The sequence below is a fragment of the Calditrichota bacterium genome (genome assembly GCA_016867835.1).
Lineage (GTDB): Bacteria > Electryoneota > AABM5-125-24 > Hatepunaeales > Hatepunaeaceae > VGIQ01.
Window position 1 is genome coordinate 1 of the sequence record VGIQ01000003.1, and the last position, 16,917, is coordinate 16,917.

At 60.7% G+C, this 16,917-nt stretch carries 15 protein-coding genes; all 15 read right to left on the reverse strand.

Going from position 1 to position 16,917, the window contains the following annotated elements; genetic code table 11:
* Window positions 1-131: 131 nt before the first annotated feature.
* Entirely contained in the window at window positions 132-767 is a 636-nt protein-coding gene (locus tag FJY67_00610) for an ABC transporter ATP-binding protein (GenBank protein MBM3327959.1), read from the reverse strand.
* A complete protein-coding gene (locus FJY67_00615) occupies window positions 767-2,101 on the reverse strand; it encodes a hypothetical protein (protein ID MBM3327960.1) in 1,335 nt (444 codons plus the stop codon). The genes FJY67_00610 and FJY67_00615 overlap by 1 nt, the downstream gene beginning before the upstream one ends.
* Window positions 2,055-3,170: a glycosyltransferase family 9 protein gene (locus tag FJY67_00620; protein ID MBM3327961.1), complete on the reverse strand. Its 1,116-nt coding sequence runs from the start codon at window positions 3,168-3,170 to the stop codon at window positions 2,055-2,057. The genes FJY67_00615 and FJY67_00620 overlap by 47 nt, the downstream gene beginning before the upstream one ends.
* A complete protein-coding gene (locus tag FJY67_00625) occupies window positions 3,146-4,132 on the reverse strand; it encodes a hypothetical protein (GenBank protein MBM3327962.1) in 987 nt (328 codons plus the stop codon). The genes FJY67_00620 and FJY67_00625 overlap by 25 nt, the downstream gene beginning before the upstream one ends.
* On the reverse strand, window positions 4,129-5,163 hold the full coding sequence (locus FJY67_00630) for a polyprenyl synthetase family protein (GenBank protein ID MBM3327963.1): 1,035 nt from the start codon (window positions 5,161-5,163) through the stop codon (window positions 4,129-4,131). Before FJY67_00630 ends, FJY67_00625 begins: the two co-directional genes overlap by 4 nt.
* 92 nt (window positions 5,164-5,255) lie before the next feature.
* Complete coding sequence (locus FJY67_00635) at window positions 5,256-6,158, reverse strand: pyruvate synthase subunit beta (protein MBM3327964.1); 903 nt, start codon at window positions 6,156-6,158, stop codon at window positions 5,256-5,258.
* 335 nt (window positions 6,159-6,493) lie between these two features.
* Window positions 6,494-7,804, reverse strand: a complete 1,311-nt coding sequence (locus FJY67_00640; protein ID MBM3327965.1) for an ABC transporter substrate-binding protein — start codon at window positions 7,802-7,804, stop codon at window positions 6,494-6,496.
* A 63-nt stretch (window positions 7,805-7,867) separates the two neighbouring features.
* Window positions 7,868-8,632 carry a hypothetical protein gene (locus tag FJY67_00645; GenBank protein ID MBM3327966.1) on the reverse strand — a complete coding sequence of 255 codons (765 nt, stop codon included), beginning with the start codon at window positions 8,630-8,632 and terminating at the stop codon, window positions 7,868-7,870.
* 51 nt (window positions 8,633-8,683) lie between these two features.
* Window positions 8,684-9,712 carry a PorV/PorQ family protein gene (locus FJY67_00650; protein MBM3327967.1) on the reverse strand — a complete coding sequence of 343 codons (1,029 nt, stop codon included), beginning with the start codon at window positions 9,710-9,712 and terminating at the stop codon, window positions 8,684-8,686.
* Window positions 9,666-10,631: a hypothetical protein gene (locus FJY67_00655; GenBank protein ID MBM3327968.1), complete on the reverse strand. Its 966-nt coding sequence runs from the start codon at window positions 10,629-10,631 to the stop codon at window positions 9,666-9,668. Before FJY67_00655 ends, FJY67_00650 begins: the two co-directional genes overlap by 47 nt.
* Window positions 10,632-11,022: 391 nt before the next feature.
* Window positions 11,023-13,473: a primosomal protein N' gene (gene priA / locus FJY67_00660; GenBank protein ID MBM3327969.1), complete on the reverse strand. Its 2,451-nt coding sequence runs from the start codon at window positions 13,471-13,473 to the stop codon at window positions 11,023-11,025.
* On the reverse strand, window positions 13,470-14,183 hold the full coding sequence (locus FJY67_00665) for a methyltransferase domain-containing protein (protein MBM3327970.1): 714 nt from the start codon (window positions 14,181-14,183) through the stop codon (window positions 13,470-13,472). Before FJY67_00665 ends, priA begins: the two co-directional genes overlap by 4 nt.
* A complete protein-coding gene (locus tag FJY67_00670) occupies window positions 14,104-15,201 on the reverse strand; it encodes an ABC transporter ATP-binding protein (GenBank protein ID MBM3327971.1) in 1,098 nt (365 codons plus the stop codon). Before FJY67_00670 ends, FJY67_00665 begins: the two co-directional genes overlap by 80 nt.
* A complete protein-coding gene (locus FJY67_00675) occupies window positions 15,149-16,093 on the reverse strand; it encodes a transketolase family protein (GenBank protein MBM3327972.1) in 945 nt (314 codons plus the stop codon). Before FJY67_00675 ends, FJY67_00670 begins: the two co-directional genes overlap by 53 nt.
* Complete coding sequence (locus FJY67_00680; protein ID MBM3327973.1) at window positions 16,090-16,914, reverse strand: hypothetical protein; 825 nt, start codon at window positions 16,912-16,914, stop codon at window positions 16,090-16,092. Before FJY67_00680 ends, FJY67_00675 begins: the two co-directional genes overlap by 4 nt.
* Between the last annotated feature and the right edge of the window lie 3 nt (window positions 16,915-16,917).

The window sequence follows — 16,917 nt, forward strand, 5'->3', positions numbered from 1 at the left end:
AACCGCCCGCATCAGGGCTATAGACTAAACGGCTGCACCCCAGCAGAACGACTTATCGCGGCTCCAAAAGCTGCTTGATTGTAAACACGTTGACAAGACAATACAATTTATATAAACAACTATTTAAACGATCATCGCATTACGGTCAAACGCCCGCGTTCCAATATCCACCACGCGTCAGCCGGCGGAAGTTGCCGCCTCCGCGAGGCAATCCAGATCACTCCGGCCTCGCCGCAAAGGTCTTTTGCCAGCCCGGCGATTCGCCGGGCCCATTCGGGATCGAGGAACGACGTCGCTTCGTCAAGGATCAGGAAGTCCGGCCGCATCGAAACGATCGAGGCGAGGGCTGTCAATTGACGCTGACCGTCGCTGAGCGTCTCCGGCGGGCGGTTCCGTAGTGCGCCTAACTCGAACCGACGGATCGCCTCCTCGACCCGATGCGACAACTCCGGCTCCGGCACGGCAAGATTTTCCAGTCCCCATGCCACCTCCCGTTCGACCGACGCCGCGAGGCACTGCGCCTCGGGATCCTGCATCAGGTAACCGATGCCGTTCCACCCCCTGCTCCTTGGCGGCGACTGCCGAATGCTCCCCCCTGAAGGCGTCAGGAGACCGCAAACCAGCCGCGCCAAGGTGCTCTTGCCGGAACCGTTCGCTCCATACAAGATAACACATTCGCCCGTAAAAATGCGCGCCGAAGCGGCTTCGATGACCTTCCCGCCACCCGGCCAGGCAAACGAAACGTCTTCAATCGCCAGCGCAGCCATCAGGCGGGAAGATAGGTCTGGAGTCGCTCGAGGATTCGGTCGGTCGCTCCGGAACGCTCCCGAACGACTTGCCTGGCGCGCCCCGAAGCTTCCTTTAACGTCTCCGGCGATGCCAGCCAGCCTCCCCAAAGTCGTTGCAAAGACTCCCGCTCCATGATGACGAAGCCACCGCCGGACGCAATGAGCAACCCCGCCTCGTGCGCGACATAGTGGCGCGGACCGAAGGCAACCGGGAGACCGCAGGCTGCTGGTTCGAGAACGCTGTGCAGACCCTTGCCAAATCCTCCTCCCACCCAGGCCATATCCCCGACAGCGTAAACTTGCGCCAAAACACCCATCCGATCGACCAATAAGACCTCCGCTTCAACCGCCCCGCCTGTCCACTCCGAGAATCTCAGAACCCCAAGCCCTTCCCGCCGAGCACTCTCAATGTTCCGTTCCAGCGACTCAGAGGTTACTTCGTGAGGAGCAACGACCAACCGGGCGTTCGGGTTCTTCCGCTGCAATTCCGCAAAGACCGGGTAGAAAATCCGCTCGTCAGGCTCCCACGAACTCCCCGCTATGACCACCGGTCCCACACCCAGCGCCTCCCGCAGCGAGGCAAAGCGAGCGCCTCCCTCCTCCGCCCGGCGGAGCACCTGATCGTATCGGGTATCGCCTAACACTGCAAGATCGGTCCTTTCGTCAAGGAAGACCCGGGCGCGGCCGGCATCTTCGTCCGACACCGCCCAGACGGCACTGAGAAACTTCATATGAGATCTTGAAAAGCCCTTGACAAACGGGAAATGCCGCCGTGAACCGCGATGAAAGTTGGCATTCAGGAGTATCGTCGGGATATTAAGTGCGGCCGCCGCACGGAGCATATTAGGCCAGAAGTCATGCTTGCTGATCAGCAAAAGTACCGGCTCGAGCCGCGCTAAAAAGCGGAGTTGATGATCGAGGAAGTCGAGCGGCAAATAACCGCAAGCGGCGAGGTCGGACCGGGCCGAAACGGCTTTCTCGACCGACGACGACGAATAGGAGAGCGCAAGCCGCACCTTTCCCGCAGAATGAAGACGGTCCAGGAGCGGCATCACCCCCTCGAACTCTCCTCGCGACGCGGTATGGATTAAGACGAGCGGTCGGTCATCTTCGCGCTCAATGCGCCAGGCTTTGCGACGCCCTTCAAGTGCGCTGCGAAGCCGCCCCTCAAACGGTGACGCTGCCTTCAGCAAGAGTGCCGCAAGCGGCAGCATCGCATCGTAGAAGCGATACCACCCTCCACCCAGTTCATAAGGCCGGGCAATTCTATCGCCCGCCGTCGGAGCCTCCCGAGGTGCGATGACCGCTTGCATCTACAGCGAGCAGGTCCTTTAGCGCCGCCTCAACCATCTGCGGCCTTATCTCATTCATGCAACGGAAATGTCCCAGCGGACAGACCTTCGGGCCATGGGGATGGCACGGGCGGCAGGCCAGCCCCTCAACCTGAACCACTCCGCTGGCGGCGCGAAACGGGGCAAATCCAAACTCCGGCACCGTCGGCCCAAAAAGCGCTACCGTCGGGGTCCCTACCGCAGTCGCAATGTGCATCGGCCCGCTGTCGCTGCCGATGAATGCTTTTGACTGGGACAACAGGGCAACGAGATCGCCCGGTGTCGTTTCACCGCAAAAGTTCAAGGCCGGCCGGGTGAGTCGGGCCGCCAGGCGATTCGAAAACTCCCTCTCCCGGGTCGTCCCGACGAAAACCAGAAACGCTTCGCCCTGCCGGAAAAGGAACTCCATCCAACCCTCTTCTGTCCAGGCTTTGGTCGGGTGTGACGCTCCGGGAGCAACGACCAACGGCCGGACGTCCTGTGCGATCCCACTTGCTGCACGGAATTCATCAAGTCTTTGTCCGATAATGCGGACCCGTTCCGCATCGGCTCTTAGATAAGTTCCGCCCCCGTCGTCTTCGGCTCCGAAAGCCGCGGCCGCTTCAAGATATTGTAGCGCGACTGCCGGAGGCGTCCCAATCCTATCGCGCAGGGTTGGAAAGTGAATGCGTAAGAACCGGTTAAATCGTGGCCTATGATAGTGGACAATCCGGGTAATGCCGAGCTTTCTGATGAGTATCCGGGAGCGGACGTTGTTCTGTAAATCAAGCGCTCTGGAGATGTCTCGATCCCGGAGCCCGGAGGCAAGTCGCTTCCGCTCGGAATGCTTGCCAGGATAGGCGTGAACGAGATCGACCTCCGGCATTGCCAGTCCGATCTCCGTCCACGATGCGAGGGTAAGCAACTCGATCCGGGCTAAAGGATTCGCCCGTCGCAGCGCCCGGATTGCAACTGAAGTGAGAACGACATCTCCCAACGAACTGAGCCGCACGACCAGTATGCCAGCCGTTTCGTTCCCGGAGATACTCACTTCATCCGGCTGGTGAGCCATTGCCCCATAACCGGATCGGCTTCAGCGGCATACTCTTCGCTGCTGCCGCTTATGACGAAAAACCCGATGCCCGGATGGTGCATCAGCCACTCTGTTGCGCCGCGCCGGCCCATCGTGATGAATGCTTCGACCAAACCGCCGGCTTCCGCAGCCGAGCGACACCAAACGGCAAGCGTCCAGATCTCGCCCGATGGCTGACCGTTGCGAGGACTCACTAATCGAAGATAGAGACTATCCGCTATGACCATACCGTTCGCTGCCGGATGCAGTAGCGCCAATGCTCCGGCCTCCGGGGTAAGGGTATATTGCAGGTCCGGCTCCCGGGGGTCGGCAAAGGTATGATTCCATCTTGCGCTGTCGGCAGCCCGGCCCCAGGCAAGGTGCAGCGGTCCAACTACGATAGTCCCGTCGCTGCTTCCCATTGCGGCGATGGCTTCAAATCCACCGTCCGCTGCCCAACCCAGCCCATATAGACCGGGATCGACGAGTCCCTGACCCTCAATGCCGATGCGCTCCCGCGAGACCTCGATCCGGGTTGCGCGAGCACGCTGCAAGGCTCCCTCCAACTGGGTTGCGTCGGGCATCCCCGGGCGCTTGGAGTCGAGCGCCCAGAGTCTGCGCACTTCGCCGTAGCGATGGTCGAATGCCATCCCGGTCTCGCGTTGAAGACGCTCGGCGCCTTCCAGCAGCCTGACCAGGTCTTCCGGCGGCTGGGCGAGCGCCCGCTCCCGATTCAGTTTCGCCAGTGCGCCGTTATTGTCCTTCAGCAGTTCGAGTCGCTTCTCGATAGCGTCGATACCGGTCTGCGCCAGTTGCGAAGCCCGCTTGCTATCGCCTGCACTCTCCACGCGAACCGTTATTATAACGCCCTGAACGGATTCCTTGTTGACTGCGACTTCGCTCGAACCGCATCCGGATAGGATGCTCCCGGCTGCAAGCGTCAAAACGATTTCCCGAATCATCGGCTTCTCCTCATCGCATAAGTTACCAATTGGTGTAGTTCATCACGGGCAGCACCGGTCGGAACGCCGTTCAGCGCCTGCGCCGCCCGCGCCGCTTCCACTTCCATGACCGCAATGGCAGATTCCTCTCCCCCATACTTACGGACAAAGTCAGCCACCTTACCGGCTTCGCCAAAGCGGAGTCCTCTCCGGATACGAGCCCGAATGCGTCCCGCCTCTCGCGGGGGTGAGTTGCCAAGGGCGGTCAGGAGGGGCAGGGTCAACTTGCGCTGCTTAAGATCACCGAAGAGCGGCTTGCCCAGTCCGGCGCTGCTGCCGAAGAGATCGAGCAGGTCGTCGCGTATCTGGAAGGCGACGCCGAGGTGTTCGCCATAAAGGCCAAGTTGCTTTACCGCATCGTCCGCAAGCCCGCACGAAAGCCCGCCCAATCTGCAACCGGCGCTGAAGAGGGCGCCCGTCTTGTCGCTTATCATCTTCAGGTATTCCTCAGTGCTGAGGTCGAGGCGGCGCGACCCCGAGGCTTGCACCAGTTCGCCGCGCGCCATCCGGCGAGCGGTGTGTGAAAGCACATCGAGCCACTTCAAGTCGCGGGCCTCAAGCGTCTCGGCAAGCACCGTCGCCAGCATATAGTCGCCGAACAGGACCGCTATCTTGTTGCGAAACTTCGCCGGCAGCGACGGCCAGCCGCGCCGCGTTGCCGACTCATCGACGACGTCGTCGTGCACCAGCGTCGCTTCGTGCAGCAACTCGACGATAACCGCCGCCTGAATCGCCGTTTCAGGGGGACGACTCCCATTCAACGATGCAGCGAGCAGCGTCAAGGTCGGACGCAGACCTTTCCCTTGTGTCTTCACCAGATAACCGGCGACCCGGTCGATGACGAAGAGCCCGCTGTGCAGCCTCTCTTTGTATCGCCTGCGGAAACGTTCCAGTTCCGGTTCGATGAGGGCGATGTTCAAGTCTTTATACGCCAGGATGTCATGTGTCAGGCGGGATCGGACTACGGATGCAGCCGCAAAGATGGGTTTAATATACGAATGAGCGGACGGAGCCCAAGATGAAGTCCATTAGGTGGGAATGACCATCCATCAAGAGGAGCGATTTTCCAATCCGTCGGAGGAGGTCAGGCCGCTTCCATACGTCGCCTGAGATGAGCCCAGTCTTCGTCGATCCAATTCTGAATCTGCAACCGCTGTTCCGGTGTGAGATGCTTGAATCGCCCCTGTATTCTAAGGTAGTCGCTCACCGGCCGGGCCGGAGGATCGAGCGAGAGCATAAACCGGCGGCCGTCGAAGACCTCGTAGAGGGGGAAAACACGTGCTTCGACGGCGTAGCGCGCTTCGAGGATGGAGTCCTTTTCGACCGCCTTATGCCCCGGCGGGCAGGGCGAAAAAATGTGGATCAGGCGGAAGCCGGTCATATCCCGTGCGCGCTCAAACTTGCGGACGAGGTCGTCGGGCCACGCCAGCGTCGCCGTTGCCGCATAAGGTATCCGATGCGCGGCCATAATCTCCATCAGGTTCTTTTTGCGCTCGCGCTTGAAATCGTCGCCCGGCGTCGTCGTCGTCCAGGCTCCCCACGGCGTTGCCGATGAGCGCTGAATACCCGTGTTCATATAGGCTTCGTTGTCATAGCAGACGTATATGATGTCGTCGTTTCGCTCAGCAGCCGCCGAGAGTTGCCCGAAGCCGATGTCGAAGGTTCCGCCGTCGCCAGCCCAGGCGACGACGTTCACTCCCTTCTTCCCAGTCGCATTGAGCCCGGCACGGACTGCTCCGGCGGTGATGGCCGCTGTCTCGAACGCCGTCTGATAGACCGGCACCCCCGATGCTGAGTAAGGAAACGGCCCGTCGATCACTGCCCAGCAGCAAGCCGGAATGACCAGAATCGTCTCGCGCCCCAGCGTCTTTAGTGCCAGTCGCATAGCGAGCGCCGCACCGCAACCGGGGCAGGCGACATGGCCGGGATGCATAATCTCGCACCCCGGTATGGCCGGATAGTTTTGTAGATGAGGCAGAGGACGCATGGGCAAGTCGGGTGAAATTGGCAGTTGAAACCCGCTGGGGCAACATTCATCAAAGCAAGAATAGTGCCGCAGTACCTTCCTTACTTGTCCCCCCGCTCACGGGGGGACTACAGGGGGAATATACAGTTAGTCTTGTGAAAAAGCGTGCAGTCGTATTGTATTGGCGGGTGGACCCTTCGTCCACTTGCACCACATCTCCCCGCTACACGCCAGACTGGGTGTCCGGGGGCACGATTCGATTTCATCTGGAATGCCCTTCTTCGGTCGAGACGCTCACTGCGTTCAGCATGACAAGTGCCCTGCTAATACTTAGTGCACCAGGCAATATCCCTCGATCACGGCCCCATTCGCCTTCTCCTCACCATAATCAACACCAACAGGAGCGCAGTGACTGCCACCATAGCCAGGCTGATCCGGTCGCGGACGTTGTCGCGCCGGACGGCACGTTCCCGTTCACGCCAATCGGGAACCGGATAGACAGCTCTCGCAGACGCCAAAACGCGCGGCCAAACGACGCTCCAGGTGCCGCTGCGCAGTTGCATTGCAGAGGTTTGCATGCGATTCTGATTGTAGTAACCGGGGAAGTCGGTGAACTCGACCGGGCCGACTGCTGTCCTAAGCGACGTCTCAGCGAGTGCTTTACGAATGAGCGACCGCTCTTCGCCGCCGGAATGGGTAAGGACATCACCGACGACTTCCATCGCAGCATAGCCCAGCGCTGCGAGCGGATCGGGATCGTCGCCTTTGCGACCCGGTCGCCAGTGACGGAGAAACTCCTGCGCCGCCGGACGTGGATCATCCGCGGTCCAGATAACCGGGGCGAAAATCCAACTCGATGTGCCTTCCGAGAGGGCGATCAAGCGGTAGCTTGCGAGTCCTGTCGTCCCCAGCAGGAAGGCGAACGGCATAAATCGCTCTGATCGCGCCTGCCGTAAGAATCGGGCTATGTCTGCGGTCTCGCCGAAAAGCCAGACTGCGGCCGGTTTCTGAGGCTTAAGCAGCGACAGCAACGGGGTGAAATCCTCCAGTCCCGGGGCAAACCGGATCCGGTCCACCCGGCCCCGCCATACCCGGTTAAGGTCGCGCTCAAGGTCGTCTATCGCCGGCGCTGCGGATGTAGACTCGCTGCCTACGATTGCCAGAGGTTTGCGGTTGCCAATAGTCGTCATGGCCCAGCCGACCAGACCTTCATTCTGCTCCGAAGCCGGTGGCGCAATGCGGAAGATCCACTCGCGATCCTCGGCCGACAGACTGTCGCCCGACGCTGCGTCGATCAGATAGGGCAGGCGGAAAGTCTCGGCAATCCGGGCTATTCGGTAGGCCGATGAGGAAGGAAATCCACCGACCAAGAGTATCACGTTGCGCTGATTCGCAAGGGAGATGGCGAGCGATTCGGCTACTGCCGGATCGGAGCGGGTGTCAAAGGTGAGTAACACCACCCGGACATCGGATGGGCGGGATGTTCGCCATCCAAGATGATAGGACCTGTGCAGCGTCCGGCCGGCCTCCTGATAGGCGCCGGTTAAGGGGACCAAACAGGCGATCTTCGCAAATTCATCCGGCTCTTCAGATATCGCACTACGAACCGTAAACAGCAAACAGAAGAAGATCGAGTCGATTAGCACTCGAGGGCCGAACCGGTTCATCTCCGCCCCGGCTGTTTCAACGTCAACTTCCCGGCATGAGTCCGATTCCGGCCGTCCGCCGCGTCAGACCAGCCAGTCGAGGTAGAGTTCGATGAAGTGCACGACCGCGTTGATGGCTCCAATGTTGCGCAATTTCAGCCAGATGCCGGGGATGTTCAAGAGCACGTTGAAACCGATGGCTATCATCACCAGTGCCCCGATCATGATCGTCGCCAGCCGCCGGAAGTGCTTTAGGCTGAAGATGCCGAGCCGCTCGAGGTAGAACCGGAACCGCACGTCGTCGAGCCATCGCGGATCGAGAAACAGCCCGGCTATCGACCAGGCAAAGGCGAGATACCAACCAACTATCACAATGACCGCCGGGAAGTATTCGAAGTAGAGGCTTATCCCGCCATAGGAGAGCGCGGTAATAAGTCCCAATACGATGGCACCCAGGGTCGCCTTGCGGATGTTGCGAATTCCGGCCCGTTCGCGGATGATGAAGTCCGTCCCATAAGGCAGCCGGATCGGGAGGTGAATCCGCACCGACATGTCGATTAGGATTCCACCGAGGGAAATCCCCAATATCGCCAACAGCAGACTATCCACGAGGTAGCCAAGCAGTTCCCCCCGGCCGGCGAATAGTTCTATGAACCCGACCGCCAGTACCAGAACTCCAAACCAAATTGACCAGAAGATCGCGCCCTTATCCTGCAGGCCCTCGATCGACGATTCCACAAACAGGAACCATTTCGTCGGCTCGGGAAGTTGCTCACCGCAGTGCGGACACTTCCAGTTGACCGGAATCTTGGTTACGTAGGTCTTGCACGAGTTGCACTTGAGTGCCATAAGGCCAATTAATGCTGCGGGTTGATGTCGAGTCCGCCCCCCGGACGGCGGTTAGAGCGTGAACGCAAATCCGAAACGTTGAACGCTGCCCAACGCTCCGAGCGAAAGTATCGCATAGTCGAGGCTGGTGGGGCCGAAGCCGATCCCAAAGCCAAAGGTGAAGCCGGAAAGTGTGTCGCGCCGATGGCCGACCCGCTGGTCGCGACCCTGACTGCCGTAACCGATCCGTAAATAGAGCGGTTTACCGCCTCCCGAAGGAGTAATCTCAAACTCGCCCCCGGCAGCAAATGCCAAATCGGGCTCGCCCGGCAGCATCCCGGCCCGCCACTCGCCTTCGCCCCTGGCTCGCATGAGCGTTGTCAGATGCAGCGTCAGCGGCAAATGCTGCAGTTTCTTCGATCCTCCCAGACGCAGTTCGGTCGGCAGGGGATCGGTTCCGGTTCCGTAGCCGTCCCACTGACGGCCGAGATTGACCATCGCCGCGCCCAGGACGACATCCTCCCATTGCAAGTCGTAAACAAGTCCTGCGTCGAAAGCGTAGCCCGCCGCGTCCGCTTCAGCCAGCCGCCCGGAGATCATACCTGCCGTCAAGCCGCCGTATAGTCGGGGATAGAGTTCACCGGCCCAACTCACGCCGTAATGATACTCCGCCGCTGCAAGCGTCCGCCCGGTCGGACCCAGGTCGCGCTGCGATTCCTCGATGCTCCCGTAGTCGAGGGACTTCAGGAAAAGCGCTGCCGTGCCATAGCGAAGCGGCTGTTGATAATGAAGACGACCACTCCAGATAGCAGCCGGATGAGTGCCGTAAGCGGCTGTCGCGAGTCGCTCGCCAGTCGCGAGATTCGCCGGATTGCAGTCTGTAAGCAGCACCTTGCCCGGCGCGGCAACCGGCGCACCGGCGAGCGCTGCGGCTCGCGCATTGACCGGAATTGCCAGAAGTGGAAAGCCGGTTCGCCCGGCAGCCATCGCTGCATTCATTCCGCTCGCCAGCACCAGCGCGATGAGCGCTCCGCTGCAGGCGGTTCTTTTTGGTTTAATGTGGATGAATCGGCTCATCAGATGGATCGACCGGGGTCTCATCGTCGTCTTCTTCCTCCAGCCATTTCCTGAACTGTATCCGTTTACGAATCCAGACCGCGATTACGGCAACCATCGCCAAGAGAACAATCCCGATCCAGATCAGGTTGTCGAGGTCGAGCAACGCCAACCCGCGATAGCGCTCCTGCGCCTTCTCGAGCCATTCGGCTTGCCAGTATTCGTATTCAACCCCGGTTACGGCGTGAAAAACCGCATCGAAGGGACGGTCGGGAGAAGTCTCCTGCAACAGGCGCCGGACGGATTCCCATCCGAATCGCTCAACGAACGATCCCGCAGCATAGCGCGCCTCAATGTAAGCCAGTTCAGCATCCGGCGCGGAATACTGTAACACGTCGTCGATTCGGGGCAGCCCCATCAGCCGGTTCGCCACTGCGGCGCGACCGAGCGCTCCCAGCGATCCCGCCCGGCTCTCACCCGCCAACACCTGGCAGAGACCTTCCTCTAACCACTTCGGTATCCCCCCCTGGCCGCCATTGGCAACATGGATCAGGATGTGCCCGATCTCGTGGGCTGCGGTAACGCTTATTGGAACGCCGCCCGGTATGGTGTGCGCCGGTCGGATGACGATCCGTCTGCGGTCCGGGTAGGCAATCCCCCCGGCCCACTCCGGCGCGCGCCCTCCGGTGATCCGGACGAACTCGCTGCGCGACGGCGGAAGATCGATCCGCACTTCGTCGGGCAGCGTCGCTCCGAGCGTTGTCTCCATTCCGACACGGAGCGATTGCAGCGCCTCGTCAAGTTGACCCAAAAATCGCTCGTCTTCACCGGCATAGTAATATACAAAAGGGGGACGGGGAACAATGCGATACGAGGTCTGCGCGCCAGCCCTGACGGACATTAGCAGCATCAGCCACAGCCCGACGGTGAGTCGGGGCAGCCATTGGGTATACCATCTAAACATGATGTTAACTGAACAGTTCACCTGAGTATCTGTTTGAGAAGATAAGTATATCTTCCGGCTTCGTCATTCCCGCGCAGCAGCCTGTCCGAGAATGCCCTGGGGTGCCGTCGGGTGTCCTCACCCGACGGGAAGTCATTGTTGGGTGCCGTCGGGTGTCCTCACCCGACGGGAAGTCATTGTTAATAAAGGTATGTTGGTGTCAGATTAGACAACTTACACCGCGACCAAGAGTGCTTGATAGTGTCAGGTGAGACACCTGACACCACACTTAAGAGCACATTTGTCGGTTTCGTCATCCCCGCGCAAGCGGGGATCCAGACCAGATAGGCTGGGATGGGTTCCCGCCTGCGCGGGAACGAAGTCAAATATAGCCAGCATTGTCAGATAGACTTCAGGTCTCAATCGGATCGACATCGATGCTGATTCTCACCGCGCTCCTGCCCGCCAGAGACTGAATTTCCCGGCAGATATTGTAGATTGTCTCCTTGTCGGTTCTGAAGGGTGTGTCGAACCGGCGCGGGAACTTGACAAGAAGTCGGCGTCGGTAATGACCTTCTGCTCGTTCCACCGGCGGCGACGCCGGACCGAGCACCCGTCCCAACTTAAGTCCTTCGACAAGGCGATCGCGAAGCGCATTTGCCGCAGCATCCGCTTTCTCTGCCTCCGGACACCTCACTCCGATCGCTATAAGCCGCCCGAATGGCGGGTAGCCGAGCGGCTCGCGCGCCACAATCTCCGACCGGTAGAGTTGCTCGTAGTCGTGAGCCTGCACCCATCGCAATAGTTTGGCTTCCGGAACCGCGGACTGAATGACGACGTCGCCGCCGCCGGCACGTCCGGTGCGACCGGCCGCTTGAGTGAGGATGCGAAAAGCGCGCTCGACGGCACGATAGTCGGGTTGCAGCCATTCGAGATCCGCCGCCAGTATCCCGGCCAGTTTCACACCCGGAAAATCGTGCCCTTTGGCGACCATTTGGGTGCCGAGCAAAACATCGATCTCACCGGCGGCCATCCGCGAGAGTATCTCCTGACCGGCTCCGGAAGGACGAGTGGTATCGAGATCCATTCGCGCTACGCGGGCCAGTGGATAGAGCAGATTCAACTCCCGCTCAACCTTTTGAGTGCCCAATCCACCATAACGCACCCGAATGCCGCCGCAAGCCGGACAGGTCGTAATCACCCGGCTCGAAAACCCGCAAAGATGGCAGACTAATTTTTCGCCGTCGCGATGATACCTAAGTGAGACGTCGCAGTCGGGGCATTTCACCACTTCCCTGCATTCCCGACACCGGATAAGAGTTGAAAAGCCGCGACGGTTCACGAGCAAGATCGCCTGGCGGCCCTCCCCCAGTGTCCGCTCGAGCCGCGACCTTAGCGGCGGGGAGAGGAGGTTTCCCGGCTCCAGTCCCCACCATTTAACGACTGTAACCGCTGGAAGTTCTACGCCCTGATGCCGCTCGCGCAGTTGCAAAAGTTCATAGCGCCTTCCCAAGGCATTGTGAAAACTGACGACATCGGGCGTCGCCGAGCCGAGCAGGACCGTGGCGCCGCAGAGTTGAGCCCGCTTCAGAGCTGCGTCGCGGGCGTTGTAGCGGGGTGACGGGTCGTCCTGCTTGTAGGAGTCGTCGTGCTCTTCATCGACCACAATCAAGCCAGGCCGGTCAAGCGGCGCAAAGAGCGCCGACCGCGCCCCTACGACGACGTCCCGGACACCGCTCCGAATCGCACGCCAGATATCCCGCCGGTCGGCCGCGGATAGGCTGCTGTGAACGACCGCCACCCGGTCGCCAAAGCGCCTCCGCAAGCGTCCGGCAAGTTGCGGCGTCAAAGCAATCTCCGGCACCAGTACCAGTGCCGAACGCCCGGCCGTCAGCGCCGCGGCGACCGCTTCGAGGTATATCAAACTCTTGCCGCTGCCGGTTACGCCATAGAGCAAAAAGGTCTGGAATCGACGCTCGGCAAGCGCCGACCGGACTTTGGCGACGATCGCCTGCTGCGTTTCAGAGAGTTCCGGCGTCTCCAGAGCCGTTTCGACCAAACCACTCTGCGACCTCACCGTAACATCGCGCAAGACTCTGCCAGATTCCACCCACCGCCGGTTCTTTAGGTTGCGCAAAGCAGCCGTAAGACCTGGCAACTCCGGCGAACGACGCCCTTGCACCAGACGCCCATCTCGCTCGCGAAGATGTTCCACGACCCGGCGCAACTTAAGGGCGTTCTTGGGCAGAGCGTCGAGCGCGTCCTCATAACTGATTACGCCGGTCCAGATCCAAACGAAGTCGAAGCCGGCATCGCGGGAGGGCATCCTATCGGGTGCCGGTTCAAGCCAGCCGCGCTTGCGGAACTGCTCGAAGAGCGAACCTCCCTTGGAAGAGCGTCTAATGATGGCTTCGCGGGAGAGGACTCCGCGCGCCAGCGCCCGCCAGAGGTCGGCTGTCGGGCCGGCTTCTTCAGCGATCCACAACTCGGCGCGACCGGCTTCCGATAAGTGATACTTCCCGGCGACCCGACTCTTTAGCCCGGATGGTATTGCCGCAGCAAGCACTTCCCCCCACTCGCAGAGATAGTATTCCGCCATCCAGCGGGTTAGGTCGAGCAGGTCCGCGGGCAGGAGCGGTGAACGATCGAGCAGGCTTCCGACGGGCTTATGACGTTCTTCTTTCGGCCCGAGATACCACCCGACGGCAACCCCGGTCCGCATCGCACGACCAAAGGGCACCCGCACCCTCTGGCCCGGCTCGACCACTCCCAGTTCATCGGGGACAAGGTAGGTGAACGGCCCGAATGGCGCTTCGAGAAAGCAGACGTCGGTTAGCGGGACAGCAGTGCCGGATACGCTCATCGCCGCTTGCGAAAGGTATAAAGAACAGCAACGACTCCGGTCAACCGGCGGAATCTTACATCATCGAGCTGTTGCGAGGCTATCTCGCGAACGATCGCTTCCGGTGATGGGAAGGCGAAAATGGTGCGGGAAAGATAGCGATAGGCTTCCCGGTCGCCGGAGAGGAGTCCCCCCCAGTGCGGCAGTATGATTTGAAGGTATAACCGCATCAGTCCTCCCCAGAGCCCTCCTTTCGGTGGTGAGAAATCGGTCAGAGCGCCTCGACCGCCGGCACCAAGGACGCGATCCATCTCGCCGATGGCCGCCTGCCGGTCGCTTAGGTTGCGCAGGGCAAAGGCCGAGACGACCGCATCGAACGAGCCGGGACGAAAGGGTAACTCTTCCGCCCGAGCCTGCACCCGGTGAAACGGCACTCGCGAGGTCATCAGCATCGCCCGCTCAGGATCGATCCCGATCTTGACGATACCGCGGCCTTCGACGAACTCGATCAACTCCCCGGCACCAGATCCGACATCGAGCAGTCGCTCCCCCGGTTTCAGCAGAAGTGAGCGCACGACGCTTTGCCGCCAGACGGCGTCGAGACCAAAACTAATGAAGCGGTTGACCCGGCGGTAGCGGCCGGCGATGCGCCTAAACGGCTGAGGGGAGGACGTCCCGGCGGGCATAGAGAGCGGCGGGATCGAATTGACCAGCCTTCCAACAGGCGGCACGGCTGCCGGCACTGACTTGGGGTAGAGAGAGAAGCTCAGGCTCCTCGGCGCGGCAGCGATCGTCGGCTAACGGGCAACGGGGATGAAACCGGCAGCCGGAAGGTAGATTCAGAGGATTCGGCACGACGCCTTCGATCTGGTAGAGCGTCTCGCGCCGAAGGCCGAGTCGCGGCACGGCTTGTTGCAGGCCTATCGTGTAAGGATGTCGAGGCCGCAGGAAGACGTCGGATACGCTCCCGGTCTCGACGATCCGCCCGGCATACATAACCGCGACGTTGTCGGCCAGTTCCGCGACGACGCCGAGGTTATGAGTGATCATTATGATCGCCATCCCAAGTTCACGCTGAAGCCGGCGCAAGAGGACCAGGATTTGGGCTTGGATCGTAACGTCGAGCGCGGTCGTCGGCTCATCGCAGATCAGAAGTCGCGGTCGGCAGGCAAGGGCCATGGCGATCATCACCCGCTGGCGCAGTCCGCCTGATAGTTGATGAGGGTATTCGTCGAGCCGCCGTTCCGGATCGGTCAAGCCGACCAGTTTGAAAGCCTCAAGGGCCGCCCGACGCGCCTCAGAGCGGTTCACGCCTTGATGCAGCATCACCGCTTCGGCTACCTGATCGCCACAGGTGAAAACCGGATTGAGCGACGTCATCGGCTCCTGAAAGACCATCGCAATGTCGTTTCCCCGCACCGAGCGCATTTCATCTTCGCTCAGTTGCAGCAAGTCCCGTCCACTGAAGAGAGCCACTCCGCCTGCTATCCGGCCCGGCGGCTGCTGAATCAGGCGCAGGATCGCCAGGCAGGAGACCGTCTTACCGCAGCCCGATTCGCCGACCAGGCCGAGGGTCTGCCCGGCTTTGACGTCGAACGAAACGCCATCGACCGCGCGCGCCACGCCGTCGTCGGAATGAAATTCGACCCGCAGGTCACGGACGGATAAAAGGACGTCGGAGTCGTTCACAATAAGTTCAGTCACTAACGCCCAGGAACTTCCTGCAGACTTCGACAATAGCCGCTGCATCGACCCCGTAAAGCCTCGCCAATTCGTCCGGTTCGCCCGAGGTTGTGAATATCCGGTCTAACGCCACCCGGCGCATCGGCGTCGGGTGACTCGCCGCGAGCACCCCGGCGGTTCGCTCGTAGAGACCACCCACGAATATATGATCCTCGACTGTGACGACGCGCCCGGTGCGAATGGCGGATGCAACCACCGTCGCGTCGTCGAACGGCTCGATCGAGGCAACGCCAATCACTTCGGCTACGCCATCGCCGAGCATATCGGCGGCTTCAAGCGCGGCATAGACCTTGTCGCCCGTCGCGACGATGCTGATTTCACGGCCTTCGCGTAAGATGACTGCCTTGCCGATCTCGAACCGAACGTCCGGCGCGGTGAAAATCGGCACTTTCGGGCGGTTAAGGCGGAGATAATAGCAACCCTTGCGGTTCAGAATGACCTCGAGCGCTTGCTTAACCTGATGCCCATCCCAAGGCGCCAGGACCGTGAACCCCGGTATGAGCCGCATGCGAGCCAGATCGGTCAGATCGTGCGCCGAGCCGCCGTCCGGGCCTACGGCTATGCCGGTATGACTCGCGGCTACGATGAGATGCAGATCTTCGCCCTGCCTCGCCGCGGTCGTCAGGTGCGCAAAGGCATGCTGGAGAAAGATCGACATGTCGCAGGCTACCACCCTCCGGCCGGCCATTGACAGACCGGTTGCCAGCCCGATCATCCCCGGTTCATTGATCCCGGCGGTATAGAACCGCTCCGGCCACTTCTTGCGAAACGGCTCGCTCATCGTCGAATTGCTGGTCCCGGCATCGAGAACGCGCAGATCGTCAAATTGCTCTCCCGCGGCAAGCAGCGCCTCACCGAAGGCCTCGCGGAGCGAGACGTTGCCAAAGGTCTGCATCAACGGCCCTCCCCTGCGGCATCGACGCCTGCAAGATAGGCGTTCCTCTCAGCCTCGTTTGCTGGAGGCTTGCCGTGGCTGCCGAGTTTCCCGGCTTTGGCGGGGTCGCCGCCCTGCCCTTTGACCGTCCTGCAAACGATGAACTTCGGCCGCTGACGATCGCGAACGGCTTCCTGTAAGGCCTCGCCGAGCGCAGCCCAATCGTGGCCATCGATCTCCATCACGTTCCAGTTGTAAAGCCGGGCCGCATCTGCCAGCGGTCCGATGTCGGTCGCGGCATCCTGCGCCAAGCCGTTGTTGTTGAGCAAGAGCGTGAAATTCCCGGCCGGTTTCAAGTGATGCGGCGCTGCCAGAAGACCGAGCGCCGAAGGCTCTTCGAACTCGCCATCCCCGGCGATGCAATAGACATCTTGCGGCCATTCAAGGGCAAAGCCATAGGCTTGCCAGACGCCGATTGAAAGCGAGCCGTTGGAGTTCTCCAAACCATACTTCAAGTTGCGCTGGGTATGACCTTGAAAGGGCGAGTGCGGCTTGCGGATGCCGGCAAAGACCTCTTCAACCGGATAGTAGTCGAGCCGGGCATTGATAAGGTATTGTATCGGGCAGGCGTGACCTTCCGACAGGAAGATCGCGTCGCGTCCGGACCAATCGCCCCGCGAAGGATCGCAGCGGTAGGAACTGCTGTAAACCAACGCCAGATAGACCTCGACCAGCGAGAGCGAAGTGTCGAGATGGCCCGACCTGGCGCGGTAGATCAGTTCGATCAGGTCGCGCCGCAACTGTCGGGCGTGAGCGTCAAGTTCAGATATGGGTATGCGAAACATAGG